The following is a 16,975-nucleotide window of genomic DNA, read 5'->3' on the forward strand; positions in this document are numbered from 1 at the left end:
GATGATAAGTGGTACCCATTTGGTTAACGATTCCTGTATTCTTACCAAATATAAAATGCTCATCTAACAACAACCACACAATGCAGCACTGACATTGCTATTGGCGGCTCATCGATAGTTCCTCCTGCAATGCGTTCTTCGGGATAACCAAAGTTCTCACACACATAGAGCCTGGCATCAACGCCCATCTCATTAAGTACTTCGGCTACTTCTGCAACACCAAAAGCATCTGCAGGAAGCATAAAGATATCCTTTCCCAGTTCAATTTCCTGAATAAATGCTTTCCTTGCGGGAGCAGGATCTCTGCCATGTGCAGTTATTGCAGTTATGTTGGAAAGGCTGACACCTAAACGTGAACATGCGACCTGTATAGAAGAGATGCCCGGAATTATCCTGTCGCCTTCCTTTGCAAATTTACCAAGCCCTGAAAACATGGGGTCACCGGTCGATAGAACAACAGCATCTTCTGGCAGCTCATGCAGAGCCTTGTAGTCCTTAATAAGATGTGCCTCACATTCAATATATGGCTCAGCAAGCTCTAGCGAGCGCTTTGAACCATAGACTACCGAAGCATTACGTATAGCTTCGATGGCCTCCAATGTCAGCATGTTCGGTCCGACACCGACACCCGCAATTATCATTCTTGTTCCCCGCTGTCCATGAGAACGGTACCGTCCCTGTCCACGACCACGATTCGTGCACCTTTGCCCTTTTCGACTGTCTTTTCAAAGGCGCGCCTGATGTGTTCCCCTTGAGGCTCCACTTCGATCATCTCTGAGACAGTAGCAAAACCACTGTCCTTGAGCATGTCAGGGTCCCCCCATTTAAGGACAAGACCGGGAAGGCCACAGATGGCCACTTTGCCAGTAGCTGATTCCATAAATTCGGAGATGCGACTGCCTGCAAGAACTACCGTGTAGTCCGGGAAAAGCATTGTAGAATAACGAATACCGATACGACCTGTTGTGAGAACAACTTTTGCAGCATCACGTATGAGGTCACTCTTCATCTCACCAAGATGATCGTTCCAGGGTTCAACAAAACCGGTAGTACCAAGAATAGAGATTCCACCTTCAACACCTATACGACCGTTCAGTGTCTGCTTTGCGATCTCCGCTCCTCTGGGCAAAGATATCTCCACACTGGCACCCTTGATACCTATCTCTTCCACAGCTTCCACAACAGCCTCCATTATCTGCTGCATTGGTCTTGGATTGATAGCAGGATAGCCTTTTTTCGACTGAAGACCGCCTCTTGTAACGATACCGATGCCTTCACCTGCGGTTATAGTGATCTTGTCCGACTCCACTGCCCTTGCCACGAACTCAAGCCCGCGGGTAATATCGGACTCATGGTCGTTATTCAATTTAACTGCCACAGCATGCCCATCCTTTGCTTTCACATCCATGTGGGCACGAAGTCCAACAGGTGTCGGGACAGATACATGATCTATCTCTTTCTTGAGTGACAATACTGCAGCCTTGGCAGCAACAGTTGCAGTGGTACCTGTGGTATACCCCCGTTTCAGAATAGAACCATCACTGAGAACCACCAGCATACCGCTCATTATACCTTCTTCAAGCTCATCGCCGGGTATATTTGACTTATTGATCCACTCTTGCGGGACCTTTGATTTATTAACTGGATCGATAATTGACATTATCAGTAATTCGATATTAGTTGGTTATAAAAGTTACCGCTAAAAGCCCAAAGGCTTATCCTGTCCTCTTGAACAGTTTATCAAGTTCACCTTTTGTAAATGAGATCACCGTCGGACGCCCATGAGGACATGTATATGGGTTCTCAGCCATGTCCAGCTGCCTGAGCAAATTCTCCATTTGGTCCATACTGCAACCTGCTCCTGCCTTTATAGCTGCACGGCACGCCATTGTCTTGCAGAGACTATCGAACATACCTGTATCCCTCTTCACCTTGCCACTGGAAAGCACATCCATGATGATGTCATGTATCAGTTCGGTGTTCTCCAGTTTTCCAAGAAGGGAAGGGATTGATGTCACAACAAAACTGTTAGGACCGAATTCGGATATCGCAAATCCCATCTCTTCAAGAAGGGGGATATATTCATCCAAGAGCACCTTTTCCTTAGAGGTCAGGTCGAGCATCACAGGAGTAATAAGTTCCTGCCAGCCAGAGCTGTTGCCATCCCGTATCTGCTCATACATCACCCTTTCATGTGCAGCATGCTGATCGACTATCATAATCCCGCCCTCAAATTCCACAATAATGTAAAGCTCATTTACCTGCCCTACTATCCTCGCCTTATCAAGACCAGTAGATACTCTGTCGGGATTCTTTTCCGTCTTTGAAAGTATCCTTTCCGAGCGTTTCAAACGTTTTTCAGTATCCCTTGCACTGGCATGATATGGCTCATCTGCTTCCTTTGCTACCGGAACGCTCACACTAACTCCCTCAGAGGATATTACTTCAGTACCGGTCTTGCTCTCTTCACTGAAAACAGCCTGTACCGGTCTGTTCTCAGGTAAAGAGACCTTTGGGACCAGATCGTCCCCCTTCAAAGCGTTCTCAACAGCAAGAATGACCGCATCAGAGACCTCACGTTCGTGACTGAGTCTTACATACCTTTTTGCAGGATGCACATTGACATCAACCTCGCGCAGATCAAGTTCCAGATCAAGAACTGCGACCGGATAGCGTCCTTTCGGGATGAGGTTATAATATCCAAGCCTCACGGCATTACTTATGCTCGTTGAGGATACGCCTCTGCCATTTATGAAAAAGAACTGCTGGTCAGTGCCGCTGCGGGTAACTTCCGGTTTGGAGATATAACCTGAGATGTTAACAATATCCGATCTGAACTCCACAGGAACTATCTTCTTTGCAATATCGACCCCGAGAAGATAGATAATGCTATCGAGAACATTGCCGGATGTCGGGGAACGCACAAGGACCTTGCCGTCACTGATCAGAGTAAAAGAAATATCAGGATGCCCGAATGCATGTCTTGTAACAATATCGGTTATGTGTGCAAGTTCTGTTCGCAGACTTTTGAGATACTTCTTCCTTGCCGGGGTGTTGTAAAAAAGCGATTCCACAGAGATACTTGTACCCGGAGCAGCACCCACTTCCACCACATTCTCTACCAACCCTCCGCTTATGACGACCTTTGTACCAGCGATCTCCTTTTTTTGCCGGGTCGTCAGATAGACCCTGGCCACTGCTGCAATGGAAGAAAGGGCTTCACCTCTGAAACCCAGGGTCAGTACCTCCTCAAGGTCCTCTATTTGAGCTATCTTACTGGTGCCATGTTTCGTAAAAGCAAGAATCGCATCCTCACGAGGCATTCCGCTTCCATTGTCAGTAACAGTTATCAGCTCGGTCCCGGCAGCCACCACCTCGACCCTGATTTCAGTAGCCCCTGCATCTATAGCATTGTCCACAAGTTCCTTGACCACCGAAGCAGGACGCTCGATGACCTCGCCTGCTGCTATCTTATTGATAGTCGCCTCGTCAAGAACACGTATCTTACCGACCTTATCCCCGGTCATCTTATTTTCCGCCCTTACCTGCCTTTTTCTGCAATTCACTTAACTTGTTCAGTGCCTCGATGGGAGTCATACTATTGACATCAAGCTCTTTCAGCTCCTCAACAACAGGATCAGGCTCAGCTACAGGTGCAGAAGAGCCCTCCGGATCGAAAAGCATCAACTGGGTGTATTGTGCCGACTTCTTTTTCCTACCCCTCTTCGAATCGCTTTCCTTGCTGATGACACTTTCGTCTTCAATGTCCTGCAGGACCTCCTTCGCCCTCTGTGTCACCTTATGAGGTACACCTGCAAGCCTTGCAACATGGATACCATAGCTCTTATCAGTGGCACCGGGCACGATCTTTCGGAGGAAAACAAGATCATCGCCATCTTCCTTCACCGCGATATGATAGTTCTTCACCCTTTTCAAACTGGAAGAGATGTTGGTAAGCTGATGGTAATGGGTCGCAAAAAGGGAACGTACGCCAACCCTGCCCTTATTGTGGATATACTCGACCACAGCCTTTGCGATACTATAACCATCATAAGTGCTCGTACCCCTGCCGATCTCATCAAGGAGCACAAGGCTCTTAGGGGTCGCATTGTTCAGTATATTGGCAAGCTCCACCATCTCTACCATGAAGGTACTCTGCCCGCTTGCAAGGTCATCGAAGGCACCAACCCTTGTGAAGACCCTGTCCACAATGCCTATGGAAGCATGTGAAGCCGGAACAAAGGAACCTGCCTGTGCCATTATCACGATAAGTGAGACCTGACGCATGTAAGTGGATTTACCCGCCATGTTAGGCCCTGTTATCAAAAGGAACTGCTCGTCCACACAATCCATTTCCGTATCATTGGGCACGAATCCACCACGTACGGTTTTCTCAACCACCGGATGTCTGCCTTCCCGGATAAGTATCTTGCAATCGGAAGTAATGTTAGGTCTTACAAAATTATTGTTCACTGCAACTTCGGCAAGGCTTGCGGTACAATCCAATTGCCCGATCAGAACAGCGATCCTCTGCAGATCGGATGCATGGGAAGCGATCCTGGAAGTTATCTCAGTGAACAGTTCATTCTCAAGCGCTGTAATCTTCTCGTCTGCGGAAAGGATCACATCTTCCCATTCCTTGAGCTCTGGAGTGTAGAACCTTTCAGCATTCCGCATTGTCTGCTTTCTAATATAATCATCAGGTATCTGTGCGATGTTGGATTTTGTGATCTCGATGTAGTAGCCGAATACTCTATTGTAGCCAACCTTAAGCGATTTTATACCTGTCCTGTCACGTTCCTTCTGCTGGAACGAAGCGATCCAGGTCTTTCCGCCAGTGGACATACCCTTAAGCTCATCCAGTTTTTCATTGTAGCCGGACCTGATCATGCCCCCTTCCCGCACGCTTACTGGAGGTTCATCCACGATGGCATCATCGATCAGCTTCACGATATTTTCGAGCTGTTCAAACCCAAGAAGACCATCCCTGATATTTATGAGCATCTCACATCCGGGATCATCACCCATGCTTTCGACTATCTGCGGCACTGAACCCAGGGACCTTTTCAAAGCGATAAGATCCCGGGCGTTCGAATTGCCGTAAACGACCCTGCCTATGAGACGTTCTATGTCCTTCACAAAGGACAGATGAGAGCGAACATCGAATCTCAGCATGGTATCATTTGCCAGACATTCCAGCGCATCCAGCCTGTGATCGATGGAATCGACATTGATGAGGGGTTTTAAAAGCCATTTCTGAAGCAACCTGCCACCCATGGGTGTATTGGTATCATCAAGTACCTTCAATATGGAAGTATCGTTCCCTTCCCCTCGCACGTTCTTCACGATCTCCAGATTTCTCAGGGTGATCGAGTCAAGCATCATGAACTCAGAATCTGAATAAGTGCTCAGCTCACTTACATGCCCCAGTTCCCTCATCTGTGTGGTCAGCGCATAATCAAGTGCAGCTCCTGCAGAAGATGTGGCGTAGGGCAGACCGGCACAGCCCATTCCTTCAAGTGTGGAGACATTGAAATGCCTTTCAAGAAGCTTTCTCGAAGAATCAACGTCAAAAGCCTCATCCTTGAACCCCTGTACAAGCACATTGAGCTCCTTCAACCTTTCAACAAGCCTTTCATCAGAGAACATCGTCCGTGAGATTATACACTCTGAAGGTCGCATCCGTGCTGCCTCACTGGCTATCCTGTCATAAGGAGATTTATCAGCAAACTGTGTGGTCAGGAACTCGCCAGTGGAAACATCCAGAAATGAGACACCGTAATCCCCATCTCCACCTGAAATTGACATGAGATAATTATTGGACGGGTCCGTGAACATCGAAGTATCAATGGCAGTACCGGGCGTTACGACCCTGACAACCCCACGCTTGATAATACCCTTTGCTTTTTTAGGGTCTTCAAGCTGCTCACATATAGCTACTTTATAGCCTTTCTTTATCAAACGCGGCAGGTAATTATCGAGAGCATGATAGGGAATACCTGCAAGGGGCATTTTCTCACCCTCAATGTCCTTGCCCCGCGTTGTAAGGGTTATCTCAAGTTCTTTTGCAATGATCTTTGCATCCTCTCCGAAGGATTCATAGAAATCCCCCATCCTGAAGAAAATAAGTGCATCACTATGTTGCTTCTTCGCATCATAGTATTGTTTCATTGCAGGTGTTAGTTTGATCATTCTTGCTCTGCATTGAATTGGGTAGGGGAATTTATGAGTTTGTTGGTATTCTCACCATCTGGGTGTAAAATTTTATCATATTCTCATAAAAATGAGACTCAACCCAATTTCTGCATTAATATGTATCCCATCCCTATTGTGTAAATAGGCATCCCCAGATACCTCATCCCTATGTCCGTGAAATACTGAGTGACCGTCATTGGGAAGAAGCCACTATAGACCAGGCTTAGATCGATTGCAAGATTTATGACAAGCCATATAGTACCAAGAATTACGCCTTCCCTAACAAAATCCGTTTCGACACCTTTAAAATATTGTATCGCAAGCAAAACACCTACAATACCGCCTGTTACTATCGTTATGGACTTAAAGAAAGTCTCTGCGATCAGGAAATTCCCGTTCCTGTCCACAAAAGCAAAAGATACTATGAAAGGTATCAACCAGACTATTAAGCCAAAAATGACCATTTTCAGATATTTGTTCAATTTTACAGACCCCTAAGATTGGTGAGTGTTCAATGTGAATTATCTTTTGTTGATACTATATAATAGATCTCGGTCTTGAACAAAAAAATAATAGAAACGAAAAGATTCAATGAAACATATTATTTTAAGTAGTTCTAATTATAATTTTTATCAATGGCTAATGATGCAGATGCTACTCAAGACATTGCTGAACAATACCTGAAGAACAGACTTGAGCAATACAGATCTTGGTATGATAACAAAGCTGTAAAAATGAAGAAGAGGTATCAACAAACTCAAGCCATAGCAGCAATTGGAGCCGTGCTGGTACCTGTTATCAACAATGTTTCAATTGAAGCGCAGGATGTAGATCTTGCAAAGTTATCCGTAACATTGACAGGAATTCTAGTAGCACTTGCAATTGCGTTCGAAGGTATTTTTCACTATAAAGAACAATGGAAAAACTATCGATCAACAGAACAATACCTCGAAACACAGAAACAACTATTTGTTCACAGAATTGGAGATTACTCTGAACTGGATGAAGATAGTGCGTTCAAGCTCCTTGTAAACCGCATTGAAAGTGCAATTGCAGAAGAGAACGCAGTGACTCTAAATATATTAACAAGAGTTGAGTCCAATAACGGTTAATGATAATCTATGATGATTGTTATCCTGAGAAGAAAAGTAAACCCGACGAATAAAATAAAAATTATGTGAAGAGGTATTTCTACCCCTTCAAACAACGGTCACGTTCATACCCTTCACTTCCGCCTTCACCTCCGGATTATAGTATGAATACGCACTGCTCTCCTGCACCATTGCCTTTACCGGGAACATTGCCCTCATATTCAACGAGAACTCCATTTCCTCTCCGGGCATCATCTCATCGATGTAAAGGATGATCTTGCGACCGGCTATTTCGTATCGGGTGATAGTGCCGTCTTCCTTGAGGGCTTCGAGACTGGACCCTACCGGGGTGAAGCCTGTGGGTACTGCAATATCCACTATCATCATTCCGCTGGACTCGATGACACCTCTGATACCAGGCATACCATTGTATTTCAGGCGAACATCGACCTTTACGACATCATCGACTTCCACATCTGTTGAATCGTACTCAACATCAAGCTCGATCTGTTCGTGCTCAATGATCTCAGGCAGGATCACATTGAACCTTCTGACAAGCTGATAGTTCAGCTCACCGGACCCGGAAAGCTCCATCTCGAGAACTTCAACACCTTCCGGAACTTCAATGATGTTCACAACATCGTAGTTCTCGGAAGTTATCCTAAGGCCCTTGATTTCCACTCCATCCCCACTGACAGTAACAGTAGCATCCACATCTCTTCCTGCAACCGCTGCCGCCGTCATCAATGCCCTGAAGGCCATGACAGTATCCTGCGTGCTTGAAAAACCGCCATTGGAATTACGCTGGGCTGCTATCCATTTCAATGATGAGCTTGCTCTTGGGTCATTCGTTTCGATCAATGCAAGTGTAGCATAGGCTGTCGTTTCAACGTTCTTGCTTGAGATAGGATGGAAACCATAACCGCCATATTCGTAAGGCTCAGGCATAACATCATCGTATCCCCAATACACGCCATTTTCATCCTCTTTCGCCAGCTCAAGCAGTTTCTCCATGGACTCATCTGCCCTGTCACTTTCAAGCTTTTGAAGAGCAAGAGTACCTATGGCAAGGGCGTATGGATCATCCTGCTTGTCAAGTTCTGCTTCCAGATAGCTGCGGGCATTTTCCATAACTATAGGAGCAGCATAGCCATATTCATCGAGTGCCAGTGTCACATAGGCCGTAAGTGCATAAGTGCCGCTCACACCTCCCATCATATCCTCATGGATAACGAAGCCGACAGCCTCCCATGAACCATCCTCTTTCTGGTATGAACCTATCCATTCCGCTGCTTCCCTTACAATATTCTCATCGATGGTCGTTAGGTCCCTGGCACCACTGAACTGAGAAAGCACAAAGGATGTCAGCCACAAACTGCCTTCACCATCGCTCTCCCCAAAAGCAGAAAAGGAGCCATCAGAATGCATAAAAGTGAGCTCTCTCTGATATCCGGTCGTGATGAAAGTCAATGCTTTAGCCTGTACCTCGGGATTCTGCTGACCGGTGGCCTTGAGATAGCGTAGCACCTCAACATCGGTGGAGAACAACATCATGTTCTGTTCACCACATCCATAAGGCATGCCCAGCAGATCATCGACTCCGCTGATGGTCTGGGCTACGATGCTTGGCGTAAAGCTCAGTATGACTTTCTCGGAATCCGGTACAATAGCATCAGGCAATGTTGCATCCAGCTCAACGGTACCGTTCTTAAGGATACCATTATCCACTATCTCTCTGGTGACCCCTTCCGCTTCAACAATAATGGTCTTACGAATAGCATCCGCTTTTTCAGTGGTCTGTCCTGTCAGCTCAACTGTCTGCACCCCGACCCTGGTGGGACGAATGGTGAAACTTACATGGGTCACACTATTGGCATCCACACCCACTTCAACAACATCATCGCCTACCAGCTCGAACCATTCTGCACCGGAAAGAGTCAGCTTCACGTTCTGAGGCATGTCGAGATAATTGTACACCTGTACCTGAACCGGGAACTCCTCGCCACGAATAACAGCATAGGGCAAATCAGGGTCGATAAAGAAATCCTGGAAGACCGTAAGGCCTGCTTCAGAGATTCCGATACCTTCCGGACCTGAGGATACTGCATGAAGTCTCCATTTGGTGATGGAGTCAGGTGCATTCAGATCAAGGGTTGCCAGTCCGTTATCATCTGTAAGAATCTCAGGCATCCAGATCCATGTTTCAGGGAAGAACTGGCGTACTCTTTCGACTTCCGCAAGCTGTTCTCCTGAATCTGCTTCATCATCCATTGCAGCCTCTTCTCTCGGCATCTCCATTACAGCTTCGTCCATAACTTCCATACCATCCATTTCAAACACTGCTGCTGCGAAATCAATAAACTTTGCATCATTGGTTTGTGATCTTGGAATCTCAAGACTTCCAGATGCCAGTACTATCATCCCGGCATCATCGAGAACATCATAAGCAGTTGTCTGGTATCCAAAATATTGAGGATGCGCTTCTACCCGAGGTTCCATGAAGCGGATTTCGAGCTCATCGAAAACCTGTTTCAGGTTCAGCCTGCCCTCGCTCAATGCATATACGGATTCGTCCACAATGGAAAGTCCTATCATGGACTTCGTGCCTGCATCCAGCTCGACCGAGACAGCATCACCGGGTGCAACCATTTCCTCATCAAACCCTGTGGAAAGGTCTACCTGTGTGCTGAACTTAACATCGAATGGCAGACTATCGGCAGAAACCTCATTGTTAGGATTTATCAGATAAGCAACGACCTTTGCTGACGGGCTCATCTGTGGTGTGACAAGGATGTTTATCTGCGGCTCATCACTGGTAGCAGAATAAACTGTCCTTCCATTTGCGAAAACATCGTAGAATACAGTTCCCGCGTTAGTTGAATACACCTTGAACGATATCACGTCCCCGACTTCCGGTATGCCTTCACTTACCTGGCTCAAATGCAGGAAACTGGCACTTGGGGAATATACCGAATTCAATGTACTGCTAGCTTTAACTTTCTCAGAGGCAGCAGACAGTTCGACACTTACAGCATCTTCGGGTATTTCCAATGTTACCAGAGCAATACCGGTCTCTGTTGTGTAGGTCTCCTTGATCTCTTCGTAGTTGTAATTATCATCCCTGAAATTTGCAACAAGGGTAACCTCTTTTTCAAGGGGTTCTCCTCCGGGGTCCTTTGTTACAAGAAGGACCTGAAGAGGCATTCCCGGTTTGATGGAATTAGATTCCGGGATCATCTGCATTATGAACGGATGTTCTGCTATGGTGAGCAGTTCGGTACTTTCCTCACTATTCCCACCGGTGTCGGTCACGGTCACGTTCAGCATGACACTGCCCTGACCACCGGCTCCAAAGGTACCTGCAACATATCCAACAGCAGGAAGTGTAAATTCTACATTTCCGTCTTTAAGAGTAGCAGTGGACGTTGAGTATTCTTCCCAGACACCTACATATCTGGAAGCCTTTACCTCAACAGTACCTTCAACGACCTTTCCGAAGAAATAATTAGCAGAGACAGTTCCTGTAATAGGTTCGTCTGCAAGGAACCAGCTTTTTTCAGTGGAGGTTTCGAGATCGAACTTGGGTAGGACATATTTTTCCACCCTGATATCCACTTCAGACATCGAACTTCCTGATGTTGCCTTCACTTTCCATGTCCCAAGGTTCAATTCGGAGGCAAGCGGAAGGTCAAAGAAGGCAACCCCATACTCGTTGGTGACCAGATCGTCCTTATAGATCTTCACTCCTTTTGCGTCAGCTATCTCAACGGTGGTGTTCTGAACGACAGGAATGAGATTATTGTTCAAACTGAGAAGACGGACATGTATGATCTGCCCGGGTTTGTAGATCGGTTTGTCAGTTTCGATGAAGATCGGATTGTTCTGCATCACTTTAACGGTTGTAGTAAAACCACTTTCAGCACCGGAGGGTGTTGCGGTCAGTGTATAGCTTCCTTCTTCCACATCCGGTACATCGAATTTTGCTACATTATTACCGGATTCAGACGTAGCCGCCTTTACCAGTGGGATTATGTCGCCTGCTGCACTGGTAAGAGTATATTCAACACCCCTGCTGACCGGTTCATCATCCAGGAAAGCAGACATCGTTACAGAACTTTCCCCGCCTGAGAACAGTGCTTTCGGCACAAGCACCAGATATTCATCCTCTTCGGAATAGGTCCCTCCTTCATCATAGGAGAGAGCTTCATTGGAAGAAGTTTGGACATTTCCATCGTCCTGCCCGATACATCCCGCCAGCAGAATGCATGATAGCAAGACCAGTAAACAGAATCCTTTTTTTGTTACCCCATTATATTTCATCTTGACACTACCTTTGTTCAATTATTTTTTTGATATGTAAGAGATGATTGTTGCCAATTGCGTATAAACTTAGCTTAAACTTCGAAACTGTTCGAAGCTATAGAACTCATTCAAACGAATACATTCGCTCCATGTGATGACTCAATATAAGAAAAAAAGGTAGTGATTGTGATGGGGATATACGATGACAATAAATTGTTGGAATGGCTTTGAATCTGAAGACCGCTCTCGACACTGACAGAGACGAGTTCTCACACTGGATGACTGGACCAGTAATGTGTCAGACCAGCACAATTTCCGGAAATTCATCTAGGTTCACTATTTTTACACATCTGTCTATCCCACGTGTCCCGGGAAATAACACATCTGCAGATGCACTTGATATAAATGCAGATAGAATCAGAAGACTGATTTAAATTTGGATTGTTAGTTTCATGAAATCAAGCCTACTATTTATGTTTAATTTCAATCATATTTCCTTAACAACAAAAAAGCACTTGACACAGCAATCGATATACCTACAAATCCAATAAATGGGATATCATTGCTTGGAATCTCTTCATCGATTTCATTTTCGAATTCTATTGCTTTGACAATTTCGTCTTTGTCAGATACTGGGTGCTTTCCATAGGATCCAGATACTACACGAAACATGCTTTCATTAATCAATGTATCTTTTCGAAGCATCAAAATAACGGTTTCATTTATACTAAAATGCACATAATCCTCATTCGGAACACCAAAGCCAACAAATGTTGTAACCGTTATATTTTCAGTCGGTTGTGGATTCTTTAGCCACTCCTCAATTTCGATTGTAAAAATTGCAAAATTAATGTCCACTACCTTTCCGACTATAATTGTGTCAGAGTGATTCACTTGATATTGCATATCATCTGTTTCCTCGGTCACTAAGGATGATGCGCTACTTGTTGATGTAAGTATCAACACTAAAATAATTAGTAAAAGTGTTTGTTTCATACAACGGTCTCCCCAACATTGCCAATATATTCCAATTGGAGGCATATTAACCCATGTGACAAATATGCTAACTGTGTTAGCAAAGAGTTAGATTAAACCTGCTTTTACTCTAAAAAATAATCCAAAGAAACTGAAAGCTGCACTGCATTTTTTCTCTTTAAAAATTTAGGTTGAACTTTAGTGGATATTGTTATAATGTTATATGGACGATTTTACTTCATTGAGATTTTATGAACGAATCATCCAACTAAAGCAACCAATATTAATTTTTGATACATAAATTAAGTTGAATTATAAACAGATTTCAAAAAATAAAATAAAAGGCTGATTTAAATATCAGCCAATTTCATATGATGATACGAGCACTGTTCCCGTATTTGCATCAATAAAAACTATTCCAGGAAGACTTTTATCAAGCCCAAGATTTGAATCTGTGAACTGCATCCACCATACCAGATGTATTTCATCATTTTCAGTATATTTCCAGAAAAGTTTAGATTCAATTACTTCTGTAGTGTCTGAGGTCTTGCCATCATATACTTCGTTTCCAATGAACTCTTTTAGACATCCAGCGGCTTCTTTCTCGGTCAATATCGATTTATTATCTACAACATAAGTTTCATATCCGGGCATATCCCATCGTTCATTGTAAGTTGAAACATCACCAGTTTCAGAATTTACTCTCATTATCACTCCGTCTGATAAGGAAGAAATCCCGTTTATTATTCTGTTATATTTAATATGGTAAAACCCTGGAAGATCATCTGCTACTGGTTCTAAATAATTAACAGCCTCAAGCTGAACCTCTTTTAATTGCTCAGGTGAGAACTTAGCTTCCACATATTTTCCAGCAATTTCGACAGCTTCTTCTTCACTCACTTTGCTATCAGCCCGTGTCTTTTTTGATCCATCATATATGTAGAGTATGTTTCCGTCATCAGGGTCAATACATGCACGGATACTTCTATCATTGCTGGTTTTAGATGTAAGCTGCCATATTATTCCAAAATCACTATCATTGATAAGTTCCCCATTTATAGAATCACTATCTAATTCTGGATTTTCAGATATCATTATAGCTTTTGCTTCTTCCAAAGTTACTTTTACTTCAGTTGTGTTTAGGTCAAGATACTTTGAATGGCTTGCTTCTTCTTTAGTAGTAATTATCCATTCCTGATCTGAAGCAATTGATCCAACAATTGTCAGTGCAGTTAGCAAGAAAACAGCCATGAAAATGTGTGTAATTTTCATAACTTATACCTCCTCTTCAGTTGAGCAGACTCTACAAATTCAGTTTGAGCTCCAGCACACATTATTATAATGTGATATAGACAATTTTACTGGACTTTATTAACGTTTTAGGGCCTTATCATCCTATCGTATATCCAAAGTTTATGTAAGCTTCTTTATTTTCTGAGTCATTATACACAGTTATACTAGCTGCTGCATCGGCGTCAACTGTAAAAATATATGTTTCATTCATGTCGTTTTCCAATATGGCTTTGTAGATATACGTGTCACCGTCGTTGGTTTCATCGATTATTGAAGGGGATTTCATAAATTGCCCTGAATTCAACGTATACGCATCAACAAAAATGGATGCACCTGTTGAATTAAATATTTCCACTGTAATCTTATGCGAATATATATCTTTGTTCTTCATGGTAAAAAACAAAGGTTCATGTTTTTCTTTGAGAATATCATACCTTATTGTTGAAGTCACTATTAGTGCAAAAAACAAACCTGTGATAACTAAAATTGTAAACAACATTATCCATCTTTGTTTATCGTTCTTCATTTCTGTTCTCCCTTGATATGATTAGTAAAATACTGAATCAATTATGATAGTGGTTGCTTTTTATATAATTTAAATATATTTTATTGCAACAAATTTATTCCAATTAATTACTCTATAGAATCAAAAAAGAAAAAGTAATACATGTGTATTACTTGAGTTACTGATATCCAGCAATCGTTGATTTTGTAGAGGCAATTGTAGCAGCATTATTGTGAGAGCTATCTCCATGGCCCGATGAATCAGTTGTTGAAAACTCTAATCGTCTAGTAGATTGAAATTGAACCATCGTTGTGTAGTAAGAAGTAAACCACTCAGTCCAAGTGGCACCTTCATCATGTGTTGCAGCAAAATTATGGCCAAGTTCATGGGCAGTTAAAATACTTCTTTGAGAAAAAGTTGCTTGATAGGAAACTTCAGATTTCATTTGTCCAATTGCGTAAGCATAGTCAGAATTTCCACTATTATATCCAGTCGATCGTCCGATATAACTGCCATCAAAATCTTTCCCACTGTACAAGAATGCAAGATCTGAGTTTTGACTATCTCTTTGAGAGCTTGCTTCATCTTGGAATTCATCAAGAAGATCGATTCTATCAGTACTTGTCAATGAATTCATATAATAGTATCCATCAAGTACTAAATTGACTCCAATATAAGGTTCACTAAATGCAGTCTTTGTCTGTGAGAACATGTTGTATATTTCAGTTCCAGGACTACTGTATTTGTTACTAAATTCCGTATCATACGCCGCTAATACATATATGCTAGTTGATCGAGTGCTGACTGATTCATCTACGACCTCAGGAATAAATTCTATTCCAATGGCATCTGCCTCTACATCGTCTTCAGCAGGTGCAGGACCTGAGTATACTACATCTGAATCTTTATAGATAATATATGTTACTTCTTTTGTATTTTTATCAGCTATCCATCCTACTTGTTCTATCACATACTGCTCGTCGTTAATTTCAATCCAACCAAGAACAACATCATCATCAAGTGTGAAACAGACGATGCTGTTTGGGTCTCCTGCAACATGACCAGTGTACTGATAAATTGGATCCATCTTCATCTCTTTGACTTTTCCATTTTCATCATTGCAATATGCTTTAAGATCTCTGTTAACCCAAACTGCAGGCTCAAGATCTACGTTAAATTCATCTCCTGCCAATGCAATATTGATACTTCCTTTGTCTGCCTGTTTCTTAAACGCTTTCGCATCTATTTTCACTGTATCGTATTTTTTAATCGCATCTGAAATTTCAACGTTCTTTTTCTGAGATGTTGTAACTTCGATTGTCTGGAAACATTCGTCCATTGAAATATATGTATCCTTATTCGATTCTGCACTTACCAATGGTGTAAGTACTACACCTACTATTAACAATACCATCAATATCGAAGCAATTGTTATTCTATTTTTCATTCTTTCTGACCTCATTCGAATTTAATTCCTGAGGCAAGATTACGCAAACTTTAAACAACATCAAAGCCAACCTTCTCTTGCCTTCGGGCATCCTGGAGTTCAAGCAGACTCTACAAATTCAGTTTGAGCTCCAGTACACATTATTATAATGTGACAAAGACACTTGTACTTGACTTTATTAAAGTTTTATGGCCATATCATCCAACTAAAACAGATGAATATTTTAGATTCAGCTAGCAGAACCATAGAAATTTAATAGAACTCGCTGTACTTAGACTCGAAAATATGGAGAAAACTTACGTGCGAGAAAGTACAGAAATCAAGTGAAAGAAGTGAAGTTCAAAGTAATATTGCACAATCTTGACAGATTTAGCAAGATTGTGTTTTTAGTTTGGATGAGCATTTTTACAAAGCCTAAAAAAAGAGAAAGACCGGGATCATGCCGGAAAGATCAAAGATCAGTCAAGTAAGTGAACTCCAGCCTGTTTTGCCTTATCCATAAGTTCCTTATCCTTTCTAACAGAACCTGGCAGGTCAAAACCAGCTGCAACGATCTTATCTGTGACAGTCATACCAAAAAACATCTTCAGAATTTCCTCGAAATCATCAAAGACATTGTCATACATCGGTCCATTAGGATCTCCCTGTGCCCTTACAAGAACAGCGTTCTTTCCCACAGGTAACCTTGGCTTAAGCTCTGCATCCACAAGAGCATAACAGCGATCCAAAAATGAGCGCATCTGACCGGTGAACTGATTGAAATATATCGGAGACCCGAACACAAAAGCATCCGCTTCTTCCAGCTTCTTGTAAACGTCCGTCATGTCATCCTTGAGCTTGCAATCTGCCATCACATTACAAAGCCCGCACCCCTGACAACCCTTGAAATCCAACTCATTGATATAAATGCTCTCTGTTTCAGCACCCTTTTCTGCTGCCCCTTCAAGCACCTTCTGTACAACTACATCCGTATTACCATTCTTACGCGGACTTCCAATTATTGCTAATACTTTCATCATTTCACTCCCTATGCGTGCATAAATATGGATGATTATTATTTTTAAAGTTATCTAAGGAGTTAGAATTATGTGGATTCTGAAGGGGGTTTTAGTGCTGTTGAATTTTACAATTGTACGTTAAATGTAAAAGACAGGGGAAATATAACAC

General features: G+C 42.9%; 13 protein-coding genes and 1 pseudogene. 3 read left to right on the forward strand and 11 right to left on the reverse strand.

Going from position 1 to position 16,975, the window contains the following annotated elements:
- Positions 1–59: 59 nt before the first annotated feature.
- The 5 genes from MBUR_RS08770 to MBUR_RS08790 form a co-directional block, all read right to left on the reverse strand.
- Positions 60–641 carry a cobalt-precorrin-7 (C(5))-methyltransferase gene (locus tag MBUR_RS08770; RefSeq protein WP_048063336.1) on the reverse strand — a complete coding sequence of 194 codons (582 nt, stop codon included), beginning with the start codon at positions 639–641 and terminating at the stop codon, positions 60–62.
- Positions 638–1,654 carry a cobalt-precorrin-5B (C(1))-methyltransferase gene (locus tag MBUR_RS08775; protein WP_048063619.1) on the reverse strand — a complete coding sequence of 339 codons (1,017 nt, stop codon included), beginning with the start codon at positions 1,652–1,654 and terminating at the stop codon, positions 638–640. Before MBUR_RS08775 ends, MBUR_RS08770 begins: the two co-directional genes overlap by 4 nt.
- 61 nt (positions 1,655–1,715) lie before the next feature.
- Positions 1,716–3,527: a DNA mismatch repair endonuclease MutL gene (gene mutL, locus MBUR_RS08780; protein ID WP_011499739.1), complete on the reverse strand. Its 1,812-nt coding sequence runs from the start codon at positions 3,525–3,527 to the stop codon at positions 1,716–1,718.
- Position 3,528: 1 nt separating this feature from the next.
- Positions 3,529–6,192 (reverse strand): DNA mismatch repair protein MutS, encoded by a 2,664-nt coding sequence (gene mutS / locus MBUR_RS08785; protein ID WP_011499740.1) that lies wholly within the window; start codon positions 6,190–6,192, stop codon positions 3,529–3,531.
- Positions 6,193–6,290: 98 nt separating this feature from the next.
- On the reverse strand, positions 6,291–6,677 hold the full coding sequence (locus tag MBUR_RS08790; RefSeq protein WP_011499741.1) for a hypothetical protein: 387 nt from the start codon (positions 6,675–6,677) through the stop codon (positions 6,291–6,293).
- Between the two features lie 153 nt (positions 6,678–6,830).
- Between MBUR_RS08790 and MBUR_RS08795 the strand changes: the two genes are divergently transcribed.
- The gene (locus tag MBUR_RS08795; RefSeq protein WP_011499742.1) at positions 6,831–7,307 is read left to right on the forward strand and encodes a DUF4231 domain-containing protein; all 477 of its coding nucleotides are present in this window, start codon (positions 6,831–6,833) and stop codon (positions 7,305–7,307) included.
- An 87-nt stretch (positions 7,308–7,394) separates the two neighbouring features.
- Here MBUR_RS08795 and MBUR_RS08800 read toward each other — a convergent pair whose 3' ends face one another.
- Entirely contained in the window at positions 7,395–11,606 is a 4,212-nt protein-coding gene (locus MBUR_RS08800; RefSeq protein WP_011499743.1) for an alpha-2-macroglobulin family protein, read from the reverse strand.
- A 203-nt stretch (positions 11,607–11,809) separates the two neighbouring features.
- Between MBUR_RS08800 and MBUR_RS08805 the strand changes: the two genes are divergently transcribed.
- Entirely contained in the window at positions 11,810–12,022 is a 213-nt protein-coding gene (locus MBUR_RS08805) for a hypothetical protein (RefSeq protein ID WP_048063337.1), read from the forward strand.
- 49 nt (positions 12,023–12,071) lie between these two features.
- Here MBUR_RS08805 and MBUR_RS08810 read toward each other — a convergent pair whose 3' ends face one another.
- The 4 genes from MBUR_RS08810 to MBUR_RS08825 all read right to left on the reverse strand — a co-directional run bounded on the left by MBUR_RS08810 (position 12,072) and on the right by MBUR_RS08825 (position 15,808).
- Entirely contained in the window at positions 12,072–12,584 is a 513-nt protein-coding gene (locus tag MBUR_RS08810; RefSeq protein ID WP_052286225.1) for a hypothetical protein, read from the reverse strand.
- 336 nt (positions 12,585–12,920) lie between these two features.
- Positions 12,921–13,835, reverse strand: coding sequence for a YcdB/YcdC domain-containing protein (locus tag MBUR_RS08815; RefSeq protein ID WP_011499745.1), 915 nt, complete (start codon positions 13,833–13,835; stop codon positions 12,921–12,923).
- Positions 13,836–13,953: 118 nt separating this feature from the next.
- On the reverse strand, positions 13,954–14,382 hold the full coding sequence (locus MBUR_RS08820) for a hypothetical protein (protein WP_011499746.1): 429 nt from the start codon (positions 14,380–14,382) through the stop codon (positions 13,954–13,956).
- Between the two features lie 157 nt (positions 14,383–14,539).
- Entirely contained in the window at positions 14,540–15,808 is a 1,269-nt protein-coding gene (locus MBUR_RS08825) for a M12 family metallo-peptidase (RefSeq protein WP_011499747.1), read from the reverse strand.
- 278 nt (positions 15,809–16,086) lie between these two features.
- Here MBUR_RS08825 and MBUR_RS13875 point away from each other — a divergent pair.
- Positions 16,087–16,278 (forward strand): annotated as a pseudogene (locus MBUR_RS13875) (hypothetical protein); the annotation flags it as partial.
- On the opposite strand, the gene MBUR_RS08830 reads toward MBUR_RS13875, so the two are convergent.
- Positions 16,267–16,827, reverse strand: coding sequence for a flavodoxin family protein (locus tag MBUR_RS08830; RefSeq protein WP_011499748.1), 561 nt, complete (start codon positions 16,825–16,827; stop codon positions 16,267–16,269). The pseudogene MBUR_RS13875 and the gene MBUR_RS08830 overlap by 12 nt on opposite strands.
- Positions 16,828–16,975: the final 148 nt, after the last annotated feature.

The organism is Methanococcoides burtonii DSM 6242 (genome assembly GCF_000013725.1).
In the GTDB taxonomy this organism is placed as follows: domain Archaea; phylum Halobacteriota; class Methanosarcinia; order Methanosarcinales; family Methanosarcinaceae; genus Methanococcoides; species Methanococcoides burtonii.